At 68.3% G+C, this 20962-nt stretch carries 18 protein-coding genes; 9 read left to right on the top strand and 9 right to left on the bottom strand.

Annotated elements, in window-relative coordinates:
- Positions 1 to 6 precede the first annotated feature (6 nt).
- Positions 7 to 2025, top strand: coding sequence for a PTS mannitol transporter subunit IICBA (locus tag DZG09_RS07055; protein ID WP_119696908.1), 2019 nt, complete (start codon positions 7 to 9; stop codon positions 2023 to 2025).
- Positions 2026 to 2036: 11 nt separating this feature from the next.
- Positions 2037 to 3179, top strand: a complete 1143-nt coding sequence (locus DZG09_RS07050; RefSeq protein ID WP_119696907.1) for a mannitol-1-phosphate 5-dehydrogenase — start codon at positions 2037 to 2039, stop codon at positions 3177 to 3179.
- A 138-nt stretch (positions 3180 to 3317) separates the two neighbouring features.
- Here the strand turns inward: DZG09_RS07050 and DZG09_RS07045 are convergent, their stop codons facing one another.
- The 4 genes from DZG09_RS07045 to DZG09_RS07030 all read right to left on the bottom strand — a co-directional run bounded on the left by DZG09_RS07045 (position 3318) and on the right by DZG09_RS07030 (position 7489).
- Positions 3318 to 4448: an adenosine deaminase gene (locus tag DZG09_RS07045; RefSeq protein ID WP_119696906.1), complete on the bottom strand. Its 1131-nt coding sequence runs from the start codon at positions 4446 to 4448 to the stop codon at positions 3318 to 3320.
- Positions 4449 to 4491: 43 nt separating this feature from the next.
- A complete protein-coding gene (locus tag DZG09_RS07040; RefSeq protein WP_119696905.1) occupies positions 4492 to 5778 on the bottom strand; it encodes a thymidine phosphorylase in 1287 nt (428 codons plus the stop codon).
- Between the two features lie 40 nt (positions 5779 to 5818).
- Positions 5819 to 6217 carry a cytidine deaminase gene (locus DZG09_RS07035; protein WP_119696904.1) on the bottom strand — a complete coding sequence of 133 codons (399 nt, stop codon included), beginning with the start codon at positions 6215 to 6217 and terminating at the stop codon, positions 5819 to 5821.
- Positions 6218 to 6373: 156 nt separating this feature from the next.
- On the bottom strand, positions 6374 to 7489 hold the full coding sequence (locus DZG09_RS07030; protein ID WP_119696903.1) for a mannose-1-phosphate guanylyltransferase: 1116 nt from the start codon (positions 7487 to 7489) through the stop codon (positions 6374 to 6376).
- Between the two features lie 198 nt (positions 7490 to 7687).
- Between DZG09_RS07030 and sdhC the strand changes: the two genes are divergently transcribed.
- The 7 genes from sdhC (at position 7688) to DZG09_RS06995 (ending at position 13945) form a co-directional block, all read left to right on the top strand.
- On the top strand, positions 7688 to 8113 hold the full coding sequence (sdhC, locus tag DZG09_RS07025; protein ID WP_276116118.1) for a succinate dehydrogenase, cytochrome b556 subunit: 426 nt from the start codon (positions 7688 to 7690) through the stop codon (positions 8111 to 8113).
- The gene (sdhD, locus tag DZG09_RS07020) at positions 8113 to 8556 is read left to right on the top strand and encodes a succinate dehydrogenase, hydrophobic membrane anchor protein (RefSeq protein ID WP_119696901.1); all 444 of its coding nucleotides are present in this window, start codon (positions 8113 to 8115) and stop codon (positions 8554 to 8556) included. The genes sdhC and sdhD overlap by 1 nt, the downstream gene beginning before the upstream one ends.
- Positions 8557 to 8584: 28 nt before the next feature.
- Positions 8585 to 10411: a succinate dehydrogenase flavoprotein subunit gene (gene sdhA, locus DZG09_RS07015; protein WP_119696900.1), complete on the top strand. Its 1827-nt coding sequence runs from the start codon at positions 8585 to 8587 to the stop codon at positions 10409 to 10411.
- The gene (locus DZG09_RS07010; protein WP_119696899.1) at positions 10411 to 11172 is read left to right on the top strand and encodes a succinate dehydrogenase iron-sulfur subunit; all 762 of its coding nucleotides are present in this window, start codon (positions 10411 to 10413) and stop codon (positions 11170 to 11172) included. The genes sdhA and DZG09_RS07010 overlap by 1 nt, the downstream gene beginning before the upstream one ends.
- Positions 11173 to 11267: 95 nt before the next feature.
- Positions 11268 to 12167 (top strand): exodeoxyribonuclease III, encoded by a 900-nt coding sequence (locus DZG09_RS07005; protein WP_119696898.1) that lies wholly within the window; start codon positions 11268 to 11270, stop codon positions 12165 to 12167.
- Between the two features lie 217 nt (positions 12168 to 12384).
- Positions 12385 to 13389 (top strand): tryptophan--tRNA ligase, encoded by a 1005-nt coding sequence (trpS, locus tag DZG09_RS07000; protein WP_119696897.1) that lies wholly within the window; start codon positions 12385 to 12387, stop codon positions 13387 to 13389.
- On the top strand, positions 13382 to 13945 hold the full coding sequence (locus tag DZG09_RS06995; protein ID WP_240423751.1) for a GNAT family N-acetyltransferase: 564 nt from the start codon (positions 13382 to 13384) through the stop codon (positions 13943 to 13945). The genes trpS and DZG09_RS06995 overlap by 8 nt, the downstream gene beginning before the upstream one ends.
- 29 nt (positions 13946 to 13974) lie before the next feature.
- On the opposite strand, the gene DZG09_RS06990 is transcribed toward DZG09_RS06995, so the two are convergent.
- The 5 genes from DZG09_RS06990 to DZG09_RS06970 all read right to left on the bottom strand — a co-directional run bounded on the left by DZG09_RS06990 (position 13975) and on the right by DZG09_RS06970 (position 20833).
- On the bottom strand, positions 13975 to 15135 hold the full coding sequence (locus tag DZG09_RS06990) for an ROK family transcriptional regulator (protein ID WP_119696895.1): 1161 nt from the start codon (positions 15133 to 15135) through the stop codon (positions 13975 to 13977).
- A gap of 74 nt (positions 15136 to 15209) precedes the next feature.
- The gene (locus DZG09_RS06985) at positions 15210 to 17582 is read right to left on the bottom strand and encodes a beta-xylosidase/alpha-l-arabinosidase (RefSeq protein WP_240423860.1); all 2373 of its coding nucleotides are present in this window, start codon (positions 17580 to 17582) and stop codon (positions 15210 to 15212) included.
- Positions 17583 to 17659: 77 nt separating this feature from the next.
- On the bottom strand, positions 17660 to 18538 hold the full coding sequence (locus DZG09_RS06980) for a carbohydrate ABC transporter permease (protein ID WP_119696893.1): 879 nt from the start codon (positions 18536 to 18538) through the stop codon (positions 17660 to 17662).
- Positions 18535 to 19545: a carbohydrate ABC transporter permease gene (locus DZG09_RS06975; RefSeq protein ID WP_119696892.1), complete on the bottom strand. Its 1011-nt coding sequence runs from the start codon at positions 19543 to 19545 to the stop codon at positions 18535 to 18537. The genes DZG09_RS06980 and DZG09_RS06975 overlap by 4 nt, the downstream gene beginning before the upstream one ends.
- 7 nt (positions 19546 to 19552) lie before the next feature.
- On the bottom strand, positions 19553 to 20833 hold the full coding sequence (locus DZG09_RS06970; RefSeq protein WP_119696891.1) for an extracellular solute-binding protein: 1281 nt from the start codon (positions 20831 to 20833) through the stop codon (positions 19553 to 19555).
- Positions 20834 to 20962: the final 129 nt, after the last annotated feature.

Here is a 20962-nt window from a genome sequence, read left to right as displayed (position 1 = left end):
ACAGCCATGTCCTCTCAGACAAGCACCGCGAAGGCCCCAGGCGGCTTCCGCGTCGGGGTGCAGAAGATCGGTTCGTTCATGTCGGGCATGGTCATGCCCAACATCCCCGCGCTGGTGGCGTGGGGCCTGTTCACCGCCTTCTTCATCGAGCGCGGATGGGCGCCCAACGCCGCGCTCGCCCTGATCGTCGGCCCGATGATCCACTACCTGCTGCCGATGCTGATCGCCTACACGGGCGGGCACGCGATCTACGACAAGCGCGGCGGTGTGGTCGCCACGATCGCGACGATCGGCGCCATCGTCGGCAGCGACTTCATCGTGGCGAACATCAACGCCTCCCTTCCCTCGGGCGAGGATCCGCTCGGCGAGATCCACATGTTCCTCGGCGCCATGATCATGGGGCCGCTGGCCGCATGGCTGATGAAGTGGCTCGACGGCCTGTGGGACGGCAAGGTCAAGGCCGGCTTCGAGATGCTCGTGAACATGTTCTCGGCGGGCATCTTCGGCTTCCTCGCCGCGATCTTCTCGTTCTACGTGCTCGCCCCGGCCGTGAACTGGCTCACCGGCATCCTCTCGTCCGCCGTGGAGTTCCTCGTCACGAACGGCCTGCTGCCGCTGACGAGCATCCTGATCGAGCCCGCCAAGGTCTTCTTCCTGAACAACGCCATCAATCACGGCGTGCTCACCCCACTCGGCATCAGCGAGTCAGAGCAAGCAGGCAAGTCGGTGCTGTTCCTCCTGGAGGCGAACCCCGGCGTCGGCCTCGGCCTGCTGCTGGCGTTCACCTTCTTCGGCGTCGGAGCCGCGCGCGGTTCCGCTCCGGGAGCAGCGATCATCCACTTCTTCGGCGGCATCCACGAGGTCTACTTCCCGTACGTGCTGATGAAGCCGTCGCTGCTGATCGCCGTGATCGCCGGCGGCATGTCAGGCGTCGCGGTGAACACGATCTTCGGCACCGGGCTGCGTGCCCCGGCAGCACCGGGCTCGATCCTCGCCGTGATCGCGCAGTCGCCCGGGGCCGACCTGCTCGGCATCCTGCTCGCCGTCTTCGTCTCGGCCACCGTGACGTTCCTGATCTCGATGGTCCTCCTGCGCGCCAGCCGCAAGCGCGATCTCGCCGCGGGCGACCGGTTCTCGGCCGCCGTGAAGCAGACCCAGGCCAACAAGGGCAAGGACTCTGCCGCCCTCTCGGGTCTGCTTGCGGACAGCGATGCGGCAACCAAGACGATCGAGCGCGTCGTGTTCGCGTGCGATGCGGGCATGGGGTCGTCCGCCATGGGCGCAAGCGTTCTGCGCAAGAAGTTCAAGGACGCAGGGCTCGCAGACATCTCTGTGACGAACAAGGCGATCGCCGCGCTGGACGGCACAGCCGATCTGGTCGTCACACAGGCCCAGCTCACCGATCGCGCGAAGCACACCGAACCGGATGCCGTGCACGTCTCGGTCGACGGATTCCTGAACGCCCCCGAGTACGACGAGGTCGTGGAGATGGTCCGCGCTCAGCGTGAGGGCGGCTCGGATGACACCCCGGATGCGCCTGCCGCGGGCGACGCGACGGATGAGGCGGCAGGCGAAGCGAGCGGCTCGAGCGAGCCCGTGCTCAAGCGGGAGTACGTGCGGATCCACTCCGGCGGCGTGAGCCGCGACGAGGCTCTCGCCGAGGCCGCTGGCATCCTGGAATCAGCCGGCGCCGTGACCGCCGACTACCTGCAGGCGATGAAGGATCGCGAACTGACCGTGTCGACGTTCATGGGCAACGGCCTGGCGATCCCACACGGCACGGACGCCGCGAAGGATGCGGTGCTCGGCTCAGCGCTTGCGGTGATTCGGTACGACGGCGGCGTCGACTGGGGTGACGGCGACACCGCCACCTTCGTGATCGGGATCGCCGGCAAGGGCGGCGCGCACCTGGAGATCCTCGCCGGCGTCGCCCAGCAGTTCGGCGACGACGACACCGTCGCGAAGCTGAACGCGGCCTCGTCCGAGCAGGAGCTGTACGACATGCTCGCTGACGAGATCGGCTGAGGGAGGCCATCATGAGAGCGGTTCACTTCGGTGCGGGCAACATCGGACGCGGATTCGTCGGCATGCTGCTCGCCGAGGGCGGATACGAGATCGTGTTCTCGGATGTCGCCGGCGGCCTCGTCGACGCCATCAATGCCGCGGATGACTATACGGTGCACGAGGTCGGCGAGGGCGGGCGCGACGTCGTCGTGACCGGCTTCCGCGCGATCAACAGCGCGGAAGATCCGGATGGCGTGGCCGCCCAGGTCGCTGCCGCCGACGTCGTCACGTGCGCCGTCGGACCGATGGTTCTGCGCTTCATCGCGCCGCACATCCTCGCGGGCCTCAGGCTGCGTCGCGACGACGATCCGCCCGTGCAGGTGATGGCGTGCGAGAACGCGATCGGCGCCACCGATCAGCTGCGTGCGCACATCGAGGAGCTGGCGGGCGACGAATGGACGACGCTCGCGGATCGGGCGGTGTTCGCGAACACCGCCGTCGACCGGATCGTGCCGGGGCAGCCCGAGGAAGGGGGCATCGACGTCACAGTCGAGCCGTTCTTCGAGTGGGCGATCGAGCGCGGGCCGTTCGGCGACTCATTGCCGTCGATCCCCGGCGCGCATTTCGTCGAGGACCTCACGCCCTATATCGAGCGGAAGCTGTTCACCGTGAACACGGGGCATGCCGCGGCGGCGTACCACGGCGCGAGGGCAGGGATCGAACGGATCGCCGATGCGCTGGCCGATGCGCAGGTCGCCGAGCGAGTCTCAGCGGCGATCACCGAGACGAGCGCTGTGCTCGCGGCGAAGCACGGCTTCGCCGCGGAGGAGCTCGCTGAGTACCGGTCGACGATCCTGCGCCGGTTCCGCAATCCGGCTCTGCCCGACACGGTCGCCCGCGTCGGCAGGCAGCCGCTGCGCAAGCTGTCGCGGCACGAGCGCTTCGTCGGGCCTGCCGCTGAGGCCGCCGAGCGCGGGCTGAGCGTCGACGGCCTGCTGTCGGCCATAGACGCCGCCCTGTCCTTCGACGCTCCGGAAGACGAGCAGGCAGTCGAGATGCACGAGAAGCTGCACACGCTCGACGCCGACCGGTTCACGGCAGAGGTCACCGGCCTCGAAGCCGCGCACCCACTGCATCCGCCCATCCGGAGTCTGGTGGCACGACACCAGGCTTAGGGAGGCGCGTGCACACGGGCCCCGGCTGCCGTGTGCACGCGCTCCCTGGGTCGGACGTCGCACTCGCGCCGCGCCCCGGCGACATCCGGGGCCAGGCATCTCGGCGAAAAGCGTGCGGCACAGCGGCCGCCCGTACGGTCAGCGCTCGAAGCCCTCGCTGATGAGGTCGATGAGCTCCTCACGCTGTTCGACGGGCAGGAAGGCAGCAGCCGCGGCGTTGAGCTGGAACCGCTCGAGGTCGGCGAGGCGGTACTCGAACGTATCGGCCAGCATCGACAGCTCGCGTGTGAGCGTCGTGCGGCTCATCAGGCGGTTGTCGGTGTTCACGGTCACTGCGAAGCCGAGTTGGTAGAGCAGGTCGAACGGGTGATCCTCGAGCTGGCTCCCCCACCGCGCGATCGCGCCGGTGCCGAGGTTCGAGCTCGGCGCCACCTCGAGCGTGATCTCTCGGTCCCTGACCCATGCGGCGAGGTCACCGAGGCGCACGCGCACATCTTCGCCCTCTTCGCTGATCACGTCGAGATCTTCGGCGATGCGCACACCGTGCCCGAGCCGGAGCGCGCGCCCGTCGAGCAATGCGCTGCGGATGGAATCCGTTCCCGCGGCCTCCCCGGCGTGCAGCGTGACGGGGAAGAACTCCGTCGCGAGCAGGTCGAGCGCGTCGCGGTGCTCCGATGCCGGATGACCCGACTCGGGGCCGGCGAGGTCGAAGCCGACCACGCCGTCGTCACGGTAGTCGAGCGCCAGTTCCGCGACCTCGAGCGAGTTCTCCGCCTGGCGCATCGCACTCAGGATCTGACCCACCCGGATGGAGTGCCCCATGGCCTCCGCGTCATCCTCGCCCTGTTCGATGCCCTCCTGCACGGCATCGACGGCCTCAGCCATGGACAGGCCGTCAGACGTGTGCTGTTCCGGCGCCCACCGCACCTCCGCGTAGATCACCCCGTCGTTGGCGAGGTCCTCGACGAACTCTCGCGCTGCTCTGGTGAGCGCGTCCGAGGTCTGCAGCACCGCGCCCGTCAGCGCGAACGTCTCGAGGTACGCGTCGAGCGACCCGCCTGCCGCCTGTTCGGCGAACCAATCCCCCAGTCCTCTTGCATCGCTCACCGGAACCTCGACGCCCGCCTCGCGCGCGAGCTCCAGCACCGTATCGGGTCGCAGCCCGCCGTCGAGGTGCTCGTGCAGGGCGATCTTAGGCAGGCTCCGCACCGGCACGCCCTCGATCGTCGCCTCGTGGCGCTGGGCCCTGCTGTTGTTGGGGCGCGGCATGAGTGTTCTCCCTGGTGTGAGTGTTCCGAATGGGGCGGGCTGGTCAGGACGTGATGCGTTCCCGCACGATCGGCTGGCGGACCGGCGGCTGATCACCAATCTCCCACGCGTCGCCCAACGCGTCGAGTGCGCGGTCGAAACGCGCGGCGTCGTCGGCGCCCAGGGTGAACAGCGGTTCTCCCGCCCGCACCGCGTCGCCGGGCTTGGCATGCAGGTCGATGCCAGCGGCGTGCACCACCTCGTCGTCCGCGCGCGCTCGACCGGCGCCGAGGCGCCAGGCCCCGATGCCGAAGTCGAAGGCGTCCATCCGCGTGACGTATCCGTCGCGTGGTGCCGTCACGGTCTCGGATTCTCGCGCCTGAGGCAGCGCCCCGTCCGGGTCGCCGTCCTGCGCCTCGATCATCCGACGCCAGGAGTCCATCGCTCTGCCGGAGCGCAGCGCCTCAGCAGGGTCGGCGTCATGCACCCCCGCAGCCTGCAGCATCTCCTGCGCCAACGCGACGGTCAGCTCGACGACGTCGCTCGGGCCGCCTCCTTCGAGCACTTCGACCGACTCGCGCACCTCGTTGGCGTTGCCGATCGCATGCCCCAGCGGAGTGTTCATGTCGGTCAGCAGCGCCGTCGTGCGCGCGCCGGAGTCCGTGCCGAGCGCGACCATCGTCTCGGCAAGCTCTCGGGCACGGGTCTCGTCGCGCATGAACGCGCCGGAGCCGAACTTCACATCGAGCACGAGCGCGTCCGTGCCCTCCGCGATCTTCTTCGACATGATGCTCGACGCGATCAGCGGGATCGCCTCGACGGTGCCCGTCACGTCGCGCAGTGCATACAGGCGCTTGTCGGCGGGCGCCAGGTCGCCGCCTGCCGCGCACACAACGGCCCCGACTCCTCGCAGCTGGTCGCGCAGCTCTTCGTTCGTCAGGCTCGCGCGCCATCCGGGAATCGACTCCAGCTTGTCGAGCGTTCCGCCCGTGTGCCCGAGGCCCCGCCCAGAGAGCTGCGGCACGGCGACGCCGAACGAGGCCACCAGGGGCGCGAGCGGCAGCGTGATCTTGTCGCCGACGCCGCCCGTCGAGTGCTTGTCGACGGTCGGCTTGCCGAGGCCCGCGAAGTCCATCCGCTCGCCGGAGGCGATCATCGCATCGGTGAGCACTCGGATCTCGTCGCGTGCCATTCCGTTCAGCAGCGTCGCCATCGCGAACGCCGACATCTGCGCGTCGGAGACATACCCGCGAGTGAATGCGTCGACGAGCCAGCGCAGCTCGGACTCGGGAACGGCGCCGCCGTCGCGCTTGCGTCGGATCACGTCGACCGCGTCGAATGCCTCTGTCATCTCTTTCTCGCTTTCGTCGGTCCGGATGCGGCCGCCGCGCTCATGGGCTCGTCATCTCGAGATCTCGGGGGCCGAAGGCGTCCGGCAGCACCTCGTCGATCGTGCGGATGCCCGACACGGTCTCGAGAAGCATGCCTTCAGCGGAATGTTCGAACAGCAGCTGGCGGCATCGCCCGCACGGCATGATCACGTCGCCCGCGCCGTTCACGCACGTGAAGGCGACGAGCCTGCCGCCACCGGTCATCGTGAGGTTCGACACGAGCCCGCACTCAGCGCACAGCCCGACACCGTACGACGCGTTCTCGACGTTGCATCCGGATACGACGCGCCCGTCGTCGACGAGCGCAGCCGCCCCCACCGGATACCCGGAGTACGGTGCATACGCCCGCCCGCTCGCCTCAGCAGCCTTCACCCGCAGCGCGCCCCAGTCGATGTCCATGCGTCTAGTATCCCGCGCCCCTCCGACATCCTCCGGCCAGCGGCGCGCCACTCGGCGCGTCGATGGTGCGTGCAGCGCAAGGACGCCACGTGAAGGCGTGCTTCGCACGTCGAGCGAGGCGGACGCCGTGATGTGCGTGCCAGCGGCGCGCCGGGGCTAGAGGACGGCGTCGCGGCCCTGCTGGTGGAGGGTCCCCACCACGTTCTTCACGAGTTGGGCGTGCGCACTGTTGGTCACGAGCAGGGCGTCGTCGGTGTCGACGACGATCACCTCGTCGAGGCCGACGACCGCGATCACGCGGTCGGTCTGCGAGACGACGAAGCCCGTGGACTCCGATTCGAGCACGTGGTCCTCGCGGGCGAGGATCGTCATCTCCTGCCTGCTGCCGCTCGAGACGAGGTTCCACAGGCTGGCGAAGTCCCCCACGTCGTCCCAGTCGAACTGACCGGGGACCACGGCGAGCCTGCCGCTCTCGGCCGCCGGCTCGGCGACGGCGTAGTCGATCGCGATCTTCTTCAGCTCCGGCCACACGCGCGCGACGACCTCGTCGCGCCGGCCGGGGTCGTCCCACGCCTGAGCGATCTCCTGGATCTGGGCGTGCAGCTCCGGCTGATGGGTCTCGAGCTCGGCGAGCAGCACGTCGGCGCGCGAGATGAACATGCCGGCGTTCCACAGGAACGATCGGTCGGCGAAGTAGCGCCTCGCCGTGTCGAGATCGGGTTTCTCGACGAACCGCTCCACGATCGCCGCCGTCGGCGCGCCATCGATCACGAGCTCCGCACCCGTCTTGATGTATCCGAAGCCCACGGACGGCTCCGTCGGCTGAATGCCGATCGTGCAGATGTAGCCCTCGCGCGCGACAGCGACCGCCTGCTGCACGGCGAATTCGAACGCGCGCTGCCTCGTGATCACGTGATCGGCGGCGAACGATCCGACGACGACATCCGGATTCCGCTTGTGCAGCACGGCGGCGACGAGGCAGATCGCGACGGCTGACTCGCGCGGATCCTGTTCGTGGAACACATTCTCCGACCGGATGTCCGGAAGGTCCCTGGCAACCGCGTCGCCGTGAGCGACACCGGTGATCACGGCGATCCGGTCCGCTCCGGTCAGCGGCAGCAGTCTGTCCCACGTACCGCGCAGCAGCGAGGCGCCCGAGCCGGTGAGGTCGTGCAGGAACTTCGGCGCGTCGGCGCGCGACAGCGGCCAGAGGCGCGACCCCACACCGCCGGCGGGGATGACGGCGAAGAAGTCGTCCATTCCGGATGTCATGGCCTCAGACTATCGGCGCGGCCTGCGCGACTCCGGAACCGCGGCTTCCCGCAGCGAGACCCAGCGAATTTCTCTCGACATCAAGACAGTTAGGCACGCCTTTGTCGCTGAATGTCGGCGGCGGGAATAGGATTGGTGGCATCGACGTGGCGGTCTGTGTGCGCGTCGACACGCTTGCATCGACTAGGAGGCAGTCTCGTGTCCACTTTCACACGACAGACGCTGTCCGTGTCGGACACCACCTCGAAGACGCCGCGGGGAACGCTCTACCGCGGCAGCGAAGGAATGTGGTCGTGGGTGCTGCATCGCATCACCGGCGTCGCCATCTTCTTCTTCCTTCTGGTGCACGTCCTCGACACAGCGCTCATCCGGGTCTCCCCCGAGGCCTACGACGCCGTCATCGGCACGTATCAGACCGAGATCATGGGACTGGGTGAGGTGGCCCTCGTCGGGGCCATCGCGTTCCACGCCTTCAACGGTCTCCGCATCATCCTGATCGACTTCTGGTCGAAGGGTGCGCGCTACCACCGCGTGATGTTCTGGGTCGTCATCGCAGTCTGGGGCATCGTGATGGCCGGGTTCACACCGCGCCATCTCATGAACGTGTTCGGAGGGGGCCACTGATGACTGCCGACACCATCGCCGCTCCGCGCTCCGCGCGCAACAAGGGCTCGAACTGGGAGAAATGGGGCTGGCTGTACATGCGCGTCTCCGGCGTGCTCCTCATCATCCTGATCTTCGGCCACCTGATCTCGAACCTGATCATCCCCGAAGGCGGCGTGCACGCCATCAACTTCGCCTTCGTCGCGGGCAAGCTCGCCTCGCCGTTCTGGCAGATCTGGGACGTGCTGATGCTGTGGCTGGCGTTCATCCACGGCGCCAACGGAATGCGCACGATCGTGAACGACTACGTGCAGCGCAAGTCGCTGCGCACCGCGCTGGTCGCCGCCATCTGGATCGCGGCCGGCCTGCTGATCATCCTCGGCACGCTCGTCGTGTTCACCTTCGACGCATGCCTCGGCGTCACCCAGGACAGCGTCCTGTGGGATGCCTGCCAGGCGGCGTGACCAACGAGACTGTAGGGGCTGCAAACACGTGACTACCAAGTACCCAGACGCCGAGTACAAGGACGGCGTCTACTACCACCAGCACGACGTCGTCATCGTCGGCGCGGGCGGCGCAGGCATGCGCGCGGCCATCGAGGCCGGCCCGCACGCGAAGACCGCCGTGGTGACGAAGCTCTACCCGACCCGCTCGCACACCGGCGCCGCACAGGGCGGCATGGCCGCTGCGCTGGCGAACGTGGAAGAGGACTCGTGGGAGTGGCACACCTTCGACACCGTCAAGGGCGGCGACTACATCGTCGACCAGGACGCGGCGGAGATCCTCGCCAAGGAGGCCATCGACGCGGTCATCGACCTCGAGAACATGGGGCTGCCGTTCAACCGCACCCCTGACGGCAAGATCGACCAGCGCCGCTTCGGCGGACACACGCGGGAGCACGGCAAGTCGGCCGTGCGCCGCGCCTGCTACGCGGCCGACCGCACCGGACACATGATCCTGCAGACGCTGTTCCAGAACTGCGTCAAGCTCGGCATCGAGTTCTACAACGAGTTCTACGCGCTCGACCTGCTCACCGTGAAGCAGGAAGACGGCACCACTCGCGTGGCCGGCATCGTGGCCTACGAGCTCGCCACCGGCGACCTGCACGTGTTCCAGGGGAAGTCGGTCGTGTTCGCGACCGGCGGCTTCGGCAAGATGTTCAAGACCACCTCGAACGCGCACACTCTCACGGGCGACGGCGTCGGCATCGTCTGGCGCAAGGGCCTGCCGCTGGAGGACATCGAGTTCTTCCAGTTCCACCCGACGGGGCTGGCCGGACTCGGCATCCTGCTCACCGAGGGCGCCAGAGGCGAGGGAGCGATCCTGCGCAATGCGTCGGGCGAACGCTTCATGGAGCGCTACGCCCCGACCATCAAGGACCTCGCGCCGCGCGACATCGTCGCCCGCTCGATGGTCAAGGAAGTCCTCGAAGGTCGCGGCGCCGGGCCTGACAAGGACTACGTCTACCTCGACTGCACCCACCTCGGCGCGGAGGTGCTCGAGACGAAGCTGCCGGACATCACCGAGTTCGCCCGCACGTATCTGGGCGTCGACCCGGTCGTCGAGCCGGTTCCCGTGATGCCGACCGCGCACTACGCGATGGGCGGCATCCCGACGAACAACGCCGGCGAGGTGCTCGCCGACAACGACAACATCGTGCCCGGCCTGTACGCGGCCGGAGAGTGCGCCTGCGTGTCGGTGCACGGTTCCAACCGTCTCGGCACCAACTCCCTGCTCGACATCAACGTGTTCGGCAAGCGCTCGGGGCAGAACGCCGTGGCATATGCCAAGGACGCCGACTTCGTGCCGCTCCCGGATGACCCGGCAGCGGGCGTCAGGGACATGCTCGACGAGATCCGGAACCGTCAGGGCACCGAGCGCATCGCGGACATCCGGACCACTCTCCAGAACGAGATGGACAAGAACGCGCAGGTGTTCCGCACCGAGGAGACGCTCACCAATGTGATGGGCACGATCCACGAGCTGCGCGAGCGCTACCAGAACGTCTACGTCGACGACAAGGGCAAGCGGTACAACACCGACCTGCTCGAGGCCGTCGAGCTGGGCTTCCTGCTCGACCTCGCCGAGATCGTCGCCTACGCCGCGCGCAACCGCAAGGAGAGCCGCGGCGGGCACATGCGCGAGGACTACTCGACGCGCGACGATGAGAACTACATGAAGCACACGATGGCCTACCTCACGGGCGACCCCCACTCGCCCGACCCGGATGACCACATCAAGCTCGACTGGAAGCCGGTCGTGTTCGTGAAGGACGAGAACGGCGAGCTGCGCTACCCGCCGCTGGAGAGGAAGTACTGATGTCGACTGCCGTCGCAGACGCCGCCCCCGCCGAGGAGCAGGCCGTTCAGTCCTATCTGGTCACCTTCATGCTCCGCCGGTACAACCCGGAGGTCGATGAGGAGCCGAAGTGGGTCGACTACGACGTCGAGATGTACCCCACCGACCGCGTGCTCGACGCCCTGCACCGCGTCAAGTGGCACCAGGACGGCTCGCTCGCGTTCCGCCGCTCGTGTGCGCACGGCATCTGCGGTTCCGATGCGATGCGCATCAACGGCCGCAACCGCCTCGCCTGCAAGACGCTGATCAAGGATCTCGACATCTCGAAGCCCGTGTACGTCGAGGCGATCAAGGGTCTTCCGCTCGAGAAGGACCTGATCGTCGACATGGACCCGTTCTTCGAGGCGTTCCGCGACGTGCAGCCGTTCCTGCAGGCGCGCTCCGCGCCGGAGAAGGGCAAGGAGCGACCCCAGACGATCGCCGAACGCGAGCGCTTCGACGACACGACGAAGTGCATCCTGTGCGCAGCGTGCACCTCGTCGTGCCCCGTGTTCTGGACCGACGGACAGTACTTCGGTCCGGCCGCGATCGTGAACGCGCACCGCTTCATCTTCGACTCGCGCGACGACGCCGCCGACGTGCGTCTCGACATCCTCAACGACAAGGAGGGCGTGTGGCGCTGCCGCACGACCTTCAACTGCACCGAGGCGTGCCCGCGCGGCATCGAGATCACCAAGGCGATCGCCGAGGTGAAGCAGGCCGTCATCAAGGGCGGCCGCTGAGCCAGCGTGCTTCTGCGATGAGGGGGTCAGGCCTTGCCTGGCCCCCTCATTCTCGCCTGGCGGGCGATGTCGGAACCCCGAATTAGGCTGGGGGAATGACTTCTCGCTCCCTCAGCATCGCATCCGTCAATGTCAACGGCATCAGGGCCGCGACCCGCAACGGCATGGGCGCATGGCTCGAAGAAGCCGCCCCCGACATCCTGACCATCCAGGAGGTCCGCGGCGAGCTGCAGCACCTCGAGGCAGCGCTGCCCGGCTGGAACATCGTCAACGACGAGGCCCTGCAGAAGGGGCGCGCGGGTGTCGCCGTGGCCGCCCGCGAGGAGATCGCCGACACGCGCATCGGGCTCGGCGACGACACCGTCGACTCGCACGGGCGGTGGCTCGAGGCCGACTTCCGGATCGGAAGCGAGACGCTCACAGTGGTGAGCGCGTACGTGTTCTCCGGTGAGGCGGAGACCCCCGCGAAGCAGGACCCGAAGTGGGCCTTCCTCGACGCCATGGAAGCGCGCCTGCCAGTGCTGAGCGCCGGTGGTGCCCTCGCGGTCGTCACCGGTGATCTGAACGTCGGGCATACGCCCCTCGACATCAAGAACTGGAAGGGCAACGTCAAGAAGTCGGGCTATCTCGCGCGCGAACGCGCGTACTTCGATCGCTTCTTCGCACCTCACGGTGAGCCTGTCACCGGACAGGAGCCGATCGGTCGCGGCTCGAACGCGCCCCTGAGCGACACCCGCTCGTTCTCCGAAGGCGCCGTCGGGCTGGGCTGGATCGACCTCGGCCGCCTTTCGGCTGGCGAGGTCGAGGGCCCGTACACGTGGTGGTCGAACCGCGGCCAGGCCTTCGAGAACGACACCGGATGGCGCATCGACTACCACATGGTCACCCCCGCGCTGGCAGAGCGGGCCAGCGGCTACCGCGTAGACCGCTATCCGTCCTACGAGGCCCGTTGGAGCGACCACGCCCCCGTGGTCGCGGAGTACGCGGTGAGGTGAAGCCCGACCCGCGAGAGCACCCGTTCCGCTCGAGCGACCCCCTTGCATGTGCCCCCAAAAGGGCCCACTCGGCGCGAAAGGGGTACGCTCGGCGCTCCGCGTCCGCGCGCTGCACCGTGGACCGTGCCGCGACGACCCGCACGACCAGGTCGGCTCGCCCGCCGCACCGGGCGGGTTACATGACTCGAGCATGCCATCGCCGCAATAGGATTGTCAGGTGACTACGCAGCGTCTCTACTCCGGAATGCAACCGTCGGCCGATTCCCTCCAGGCCGGCAACTACATCGGGGCGCTCATGCAGTGGCGCAAGATGCAGGAGGAGTACGACGCCTTCTTCTCCGTCGTCGACCTGCATGCGATCACCGTGCCGCAGGACCCGACGGAGCTGCGGGAGAAGACTCGCCGCACCGCCGCCCAGTACATCGCGGCGGGCATCGAGCCTTCGCGCTCCACCCTGTACGTGCAGTCGCACGTACGTGCGCACGCCGAGCTGGCTTGGATCCTGTCGACCATCACCGGCTTCGGGGAGGCCGGCCGGATGACGCAGTTCAAGGACAAGTCGCAGCGCTACGGTGAGAGCGCCACGAGCGTCGGCCTGTTCACCTACCCGGTGCTGATGGCGGCGGACATCCTGCTCTACCAGACGAACGTCGTGCCGGTCGGTGACGACCAGAAGCAGCACGTCGAGCTCACCCGCGACCTCGCCGAACGCTTCAACGCGCGCTTCGGCGAGGCGTTCGTGGTGCCGGAGCCGGTCATCCCGCAGGGCTCGGCGCGCATCTACGACCTGCAGAACCCGACGTCGAAGATGTCGAAATCCGCGGACTCGCACGCCGGTGTCCTGTGGCTGCTCGACGATGTCAGCATCACGGCCAAGAAGATCATGCGTGCCGTCACCGACAGCGACGGCACGGTGCGCTATGACCGCGACGAGAAGCCCGGTGTGGCGAACCTGATGACGATCTACGGCGCCGTCGCCGACAAGGCCACGGCCGAGATCGAGGACGAGTTCGCCGGCCGCGGCTACGGCGACTTCAAGAAGGCGGTCCGTGACGCGGTCGTCGCCGAATTCGAGCCCGTGCGCGCCCGCGCCCTCGAGCTGCTCGACGACCCGGCCGAACTCGACCGGGTGCTCGCGGTGAACGCTGCCAAGGCCGACGCCGTCGCCGACGCGACCCTCGCCGATGTGTACGACCGGATCGGTCTGCTCCGCCGTGGGTGAGCCGGTCGTCCTCACGACGCCCCGCCTGCTGCTCACGACCCCGGTCACATCCGACGTCGACGCGATCTGCAGGGAGTGCCAGGACCCGCTGATCCAGCGCTACACCACGGTGCCGTCGCCCTATACCCGCGAGGACGCCGAGTCCTACGTGGCAAACGTCGCAGATTGGTGGTCGTCGGGGTCGGAGTGCGTGTGGGCGATTCGCCCGCGCCACGAGCCGGACGGCCTGATCGGCATGGTCGGGCTGCACCATCTCACCGGAACCGCAGCCGAGCTCGGCTACTGGGTCGCCGTATCAGGACGCGGCAACGGATACGTGACCGAAGCGGCGCACGCCGTGCTCGATTTCGCGTTCGGGCCGATGCGGCTGAAGCGCATCGAGTGGCACGCCGCCGTGGGCAACATCGCATCGGCGAGCGTGGCACAGAAGCTGGGCTTCTCGCTGGAGGGCGTGCGCCGCCGGGCGTTCCAGACGAACAGCGGCGAAGGCGTCGACGGATGGATCGCCGGGCTGCTCGCGACGGATTCGCGCGGGCCCGTGGAGTGGGGCATCTAGTCACTCGATGACGTGACATCCGGGCGGGCTCAGCCCAGCGGGTCGGCCACCAGCCGCTCGAACACACGCTCGGCCGCTCCGATGAGCAGCCGATCGCGGCCGAGGGCGGCCGCGCTCACGGTGAGCTGCTCTGCCGGAGCGTCGAGCATCTGTGCGCGCACGCCCCCGTCGAATGCCTCGGCGTCAGTGCCGCGCAGGTCGGCCAGAAAACCGCCCAGCACGATCATCGACGGATTGAGCACGTTCGCCGCATTGGCGAGAGTCGACTGCAGGATCCGGCGCTGACGATCGACCTCCGCCGCGACCTCGTCGCTCGCCGCGGCGAGCGCGCCCGACAGCGCGTCGTCGTCTCCGCCCGGCAGGCCGACCGCGGCGAGGAGACGGCCGCGGTTCACCTCGTCCTCCAGCACGCCCCCCGGCACGCGTCGATCGCTGTCGACGCCGAGGCTGGGCTGGTTCTGCCCCCACTCCCCCGCGTAGCCGTCCGACCCGCCGATGCTCGCTCCGCGCAGGATCACGCCGCCGCCGATACCGCTTGCACCGCCGTTGAGATAGACCACGTCGGAGTGATCGCGAGCCGCACCGAAGAGCCATTCGGCGACGGCGCCGAGCGAGGCGTCGTTGCCCACGTCGGTGACGAGGCCCGTTTCCCGTTGCACCGCGCCGGTGAGATCGACGTCCCGCCAGCCGAGGTGCGGTGCGTTCCGCACGATGCCGTCGGACGCTCGCACGAGGCCGGGGACGGCGACGCCGACGCTGAGAATCCGCGCCTCACGCAGCGCGCCCTTCTGCCACTCCTCGACCACGGCGGCAACGCGAGAGACCGTCTCATCCGGCGACAGCACGTGGTCGACCTCCTGACGCACCCGCAGTCGCACCGTCCCGCCGAGCGCGACGGCGCCGACTTCGAGCGCGTCGACCTCCGGATTGACGGCGATGCCGATGACACCGCCCGAGGGCACCACGGTCGGCGACGGCCGCCCGACGCGACGGGTGGGGTCGGGGTCGCGCTCCTCGACGAGGCCGCCGTCGGCGAGCGTCGCCACGAGATCCCCCACCGTCGACCGGTTCAGCCCCGTGCGCTGGGTGAGCGCCGCTCGGGAGATCGAACCCTCATGATGCACCAGGCGAAGGATCGCACCGAGGTTCGCACGACGCACGCCTTCGACGTTCGATCCGCGCCCCGTCATGCCGCTCCTCACGCCCAGCCGTTCGCCCCACCCTACCGGGGCGCGGGAGCCGGAGCCGGGAGCGGCGCCCGCCTTCACGACACGCGGACGGAGACGAGGCGCGCGTCGTCCGCGCTCACCTCGTGCACCCCTCCTGTGATCGACAGATGCGCACGCGGCGTAGCCGTGCCTGGCAGGCTCCGCGCTCGCCTCGCCCGCTCGTTCCGGATGACACCGCCGGTCGCCTCATCGGCGTCGACGCCCGCGGGGGCCGCCTCGGCGTGCGAGCCGATCCACACCTCGACCTCACCAGGCTCCACGATGCGCACCATGCGCCGATCGGAGAACGCCAGCCGCTGCGTCGGCACCTCGAACGTGACGCGGCGCGCTGCTCCGGCCGCAACGGCGATGCGCGTGTAGCCGAGCAGCTGCGCCACGGGCCGTGTGACGGACCCGACGACGTCGCGGCCGTAGAGCTGCACGACTTCGACCCCGTCGACGCCCGATGTGTTCTCAACCGTCACCGAGGCGGTGAACACGCCTCCGGAGGCGACCTCGCCGTCGACGACGAGCTCGGAGTACGCGAACGACGCGTATCCCAAGCCGAAGCCGAAGGGACGCACCGGCGTCGGGTCCGTCGAGGTGACGTCGCTCGGCCCGCCCAGCACGGGGCGCAGGTACGAGTACGGCTGGGCCCCTGCTGAACGGGGCAGGCTCACGGGCAGACGGCCGGATGGCGCGGCCCGCCCCACGAGGATGTCAGCGATCGCGGTGCCGCCCTCCTCGCCGGGGAAGAACGCCTGCAGCACGGCCGCCGGCTTCATGCCCGGTCCGTCGAGCGCCCACTCGATCGCATACGGCCTGCCGGTGAGCATCACCAGGATCACGGGGGTTCCCGTCGCCGTGACGCGCTCGACCAGCTCTCGCTGCACACCCGGCAGGTCGAGCGACTCCACGTCGTTGCCCTCCCCGACCGAGCCGCGGCCGAACAGGCCCGCCTGATCCCCGACCACGACCACGGCGACGTCCGCGCCCTCCGCGGCGCGCGTCGCCTCGTCGATGCCCGACCGGTCGTCCCCCTCGACGTCGCATCCGGCCACGACCTCGAACTCTGCTTCCGGTGCCGCGGCTGCGAGCGCCTCGGCGACTGTGGGGATCTCGAAGCCGATCTCATAGCCCGGATGATGCGCGAGCACGTGGTTGGCGAACGAATAGCATCCCTGCAGCGCCTCCGTCCGGTCGGCGTTCGGCCCGATCAGCGCGATGCGCTCGACCGAGCCGGCCAGCGGCAGCGCGCCGTCGTTCGAGAGCATCACGACCGATTCGCTCGCCAGCCGACGCGCGATGTCGCGATGGCGGGGCGTGTCGAGATCGATCTCGGTCGGCGCATCGGCGTCGAACGCGTCCGGTTCGAGCAGACCGAGCTCCTCCTTCTGACTCAGCACGCGCAGCACGGCCCTGTCGACGTAGTGCTCGTCGAGCTCGCCCGACGCGACGCGGGCGACGAGCGGCTCGAGGTAGGCGTCGCCCGACGGCAGCTCCACATCGATCCCCGCCTCGAGCGCCAGCTGCGCCGCCTCGCCGCGGTCGGCCGCAACGGCGTGCATCACCTCGAGGAAGGCCACCGCGAAGTAGTCGGCGACGACGACGCCGTCGAAACCGAGCCGGTCGCGCAGCAGCGTCGTGAGGATCTCCGGCTGGGACGCCACCGGCACACCGTCGATCTCGGCGTAGCTGTTCATCACGCTCTTGGCTCCGCCGTCACGGATCGCCATCTCGAACGGCGGCACGAACACGTCGGCGACCTCGCGGGGCCCGGCGTGCACCGGCGCGTGATTGCGACCGGACGCGGAACCCGAATAGCCGAGGAAGTGTTTGAGCGTCGCGTGCACGCCGGCCGACTGCATACCGCGCACGAACGCGGTGCCGATCGTGCCGACGACATACGGATCCTCGGCGATGCACTCGTCGACGCGCCCCCACCGCGGGTCGCGGATCACGTCGAGCACGGGCGCGAGCCCCTGATGCACCCCGAGCTCGCGCATGGAGTCGCCGATCGCCGAGGCCATCTCCTCGACGAGATCCGGATCGAACGACGCGCCCCATGCCAGCGGTGTGGGGAAGGTCGCAGCCTTCCACGCGGCAAGGCCCGTCAGACACTCCTCGTGCACGAGCGCTGGGATGCCGAGTCTGGTCTCGCGCACGAGGCGCCGCTGCTCTTCGCGCAGCCATGCGGCGCGAGCGGCCGGTTCGACGGGCCGCGTACCGAACACCCTGGTGTAGTGGCCGATGCCGTGCTCGGTGATCGCCGCGATGGAACGGCTCTCATCGCTCGTGGCCATCTCGTCGGCCATCGGTGCGACGACCTCGCCGCCCTGATCGAGCCAGTAGCCGACGATCTGCGCGGCCTTCTCCTCGAGGGTCATCGAAGCGAGGATTCCCCGCACACGCTCCGAGGCCTCCGGCATCGCCTGCACCTCGGTCTCCTGCACTGTCGTCACGTTCCGAATCCTCTCATTGTGTCTGGTCTCGTCCCGCGCGAGCGTCATCCCTTCACCGCTCCCTGCAGCCCGCCGACGATCCGCTTCTCGAACAGGCTGAAGAAGATCAGCGCCGGCACCATCGACAGCGACGTGTACGCCAGCACGCGCGCCGTGTCGACGGAGTACTGCGAGGCGAAGTTCTGCACGCCGAGCGGCAGTGTGAACAGGCTGGCGTCGTTCAGGATGAACAGCGGCAGCATGTATCCGTTCCATGTGGTGACGAAGGCGAGGATGCCGACGGTCACGACGCCCGGGAGGCTCAGCGGCACGACCATGCGCCAGAAGAAGCCGAGCCTGCCGGCCCCGTCGATCGATGCGGCCTCCTCGAGCTCTTTCGGTATGGCCCTGAGGAACGGCACCAGGATGATGATCGTGGTCGGCAGCGCGAACGCGATCTGCGGCAGGATGACGCCGGCGAGACTGTTCACCAGGCCGAGGCTGCGCACGAGCAGGTACAGCGGTGTGATGGCGACCGTGATGGGGAACATCAGACCGGCGGCGAAGAGCGAGTACATCGCTCCCTTGCCGAAGAAGTCGTACCGGGCGATGACGTAGCTCGCCATCACGCCCAGGAGCACGACGCCCACCGTGGTGCCGACCGCTGAGATCGTCGAGTTGCCCATCGCGACCCAGAACTCGCCGGAGACGAGCACGCCGGCATAGTTCGAGAAGACCCACGGCGACGGGAACCCCGATGGGTCCTCAGTGATCTGCGCATTCGAGCGGAAGCCGCCGATGATGATGTAGAGCACCGGACCGATGCAGATCGCGACCAGAATCGTCGCGAGCAGGTAGGTCCATGGGTTCCCCCACGACTGCTTCGGCCTGTGCGGGGTGCCGTCGGGCCTCACCGCGCGAATGGCGACGGATGTGGCGGTCATTTCGCTTTCCTTCCGCTCGGCCCGGTGACCGCGCCGGCCGTGTCGCGCCGAAGCACGAAGCGCTGGTAGACCAGGGCGATCACGAGAGAGATGAGGAACAGCAGCACGGCGACGGCGTTCCCGAAGCCGTAGTTCCCCGCGAGGTGGCCGTTCTGGTACATGTACGTCGCCATCGTCGACGTGCCGGCCGTGGCCGCGATGTACTGGCCCCAGATGATGTTGACCAGGTCGAACAGCTGCAGCGAACCGATCATCGACAGGAACGCCCAGATCCGGATGGTGGGGCCCAGCAGCGGAAGCGTGATCCGCCGCTGCATCTGCCAGAAGCCGGCGCCGTCGATCGCGGCGGCCTCGTACAGCTCAGACGGGATCGACTGAAGACCTGCGAGCATCAGGATCACGGCGAAGCCGATGTACTTCCAGCTGATGATGAGCATCAGCGTGCCCATCGCGACGCTCGGGTCGCTCAGCCACGACTGCTGCATCCACTCGAGTCCGAGCCCTGCCAGCATCGAGTTCACTGCGCCGGTGTCCTGCATCATCAGGCTCCAGCCCGTGCCGACGACGACCTCGCTGATCACATACGGCACGAAGATGAGCACCCGGATGAGTGTGCGCCCGCGCATCTTCTGGTTCATCAGCAGCGCGAACAGGATCGCCAGCGGTCCCTGCAGGATGAGCGAGGCGACCACGATGAAGAAGTTGTGGAACACGGCCTCGCGGAACGTGGCGTCCTGCAGGATCAGCACGTAGTTCTCGAAGCCGACGAAGTCGTCGGGGAAGCCGAACCCCTTCCAGCGGAAGAAGCCGTAGAAGGCCGCCATCAGCACCGGCAGGATGACGAAGAAGACGAAGAAGACGACTCCTGGGCCTGCGAGCAGAGCGATCTCGCCGCGCTTGCGCCAGTCGGCGCGGGGCCGTCGCACCGCCGTCGGGGCCGACGCGGTGCCGGCCCCTGCGGCGGGCCCCTCCGATGTGCGCACGGCGTACGTCTCGGGAGAGGTCATGACTGCCTCAGCCGCGGGCCGCGGCCTGCTCGACGGTATCGAGCAGCAGTTCCGGCGTCCCATCACCGGCGAGCAGTTCGACGACGGCCGTGTTCAGCGCATTGCCGACGTTCTGCCCGAGCAGTGTGTCGAGGTACAGCACGATGTAGGACGCTTCGTTGTACGCCTCCATCATCGGCAGCAGCGAAGGATCGGACACCGCGGACTGCGCGTCGCCCGAGGCGGGGACGGCGTTGAACGCGACGGCATAGTTCTCCTGCCAGTCCTTCTGGGCGAGGAAGTTGAGGAACTCCTCGCAGGACGACGGCGAGTCCGCGGCGCAGGAGTACCCGTCGACGCCGCCCATCATCGCGGTCGGGTCGCCCTCGCCACCGCTGGTGGCCGGCAGGGGGAACCAGCCGAGGTCGGGCAGCGGCTCGCCGTCCGGCGTGAGGCCGCCGATGACGCCGACGTTCCATCCGCCCATGAGCTCCATGGCCGCCTTGTGGTTCGCGAGCAGGCCGGCCGACGAACCGGCTCCCTGCTGAGCCGAGGTGGTGAGGAACCCCTCGTTGAACGGCTCGGTTGCCACGAACTCCTCCAGGTCTTCCGCCGCCTGCAGCCAGCAGCTGTCGCTGAAGTCGAGATCGACGGCGATGTTCTCGATCGTCTCCTGACTGCACGCGCGGAGCGCGAACGAGTAGTACCAGTGCGCGGCCGGCCACGCGTCCTTCGCACCGAGCGCGATCGGTTCCGTGCCGGCATCCTTGAGCTCGGCGACGACGTCGTCCAGCTCCTCGAAGGTGGTCGGAGTCGCCTCGATTCCCGCTTCTGCGAAGAGGTCCTGGCTGTAGAACACTCCCTCGGGAAGCACTGCGACCGGCACTCCGTACACGGCGCCCTCGATCGTGAACGCGCTGAAGGGCGCGTCGCCGTATGCGGCCTTCGTGTCGTCCGAGATCAGGTCGGACAGGTCCTTGACCGCGCCCGCATCGACGATGTCGGCGAGCTTGCCGCCGCCGCGCGCCATGAACAGATCGGGCATATCGCCCGAGTTCACCGCCGTCTGCAGCTTGCCGTCCATGTCCTCGTTCTGAATCGACGTGATGTCGATGCGAACGCCGGATTCCTCTTCGAACGCAGCGGCGGCCTCCTCCCAGAACGCCTTGCCGTCACCCGTCGTCGAGTTGTGCCAGAGCTCGAGCGTGTTCTCGTCGACCTCGCCGGGTCCGCCCGCACAGCCGGACAGTGCGAGGGTCGCGGCAGCCGCGGTCGCCGCAGCGGCGACCCAAATCTTACGCAACTTCATGGCGTTCTCTCCTCATTGAGTGCTGTTTCGCCTTGGTCCCGAGCGACGTGCCGCGCCCGGCGTGACACTGACTCTGGCAGGATGGATGAAGGATGTCAAACGTTATCGATAACGTTTTCTAAACACGTC

The organism is Microbacterium halotolerans (genome assembly GCF_003569805.1).
Lineage (GTDB): Bacteria > Actinomycetota > Actinomycetes > Actinomycetales > Microbacteriaceae > Microbacterium > Microbacterium halotolerans.
The sequence above is the reverse complement of the archived record's forward strand: the minus strand, read 5'-3'. Positions and strand labels throughout refer to the sequence as shown.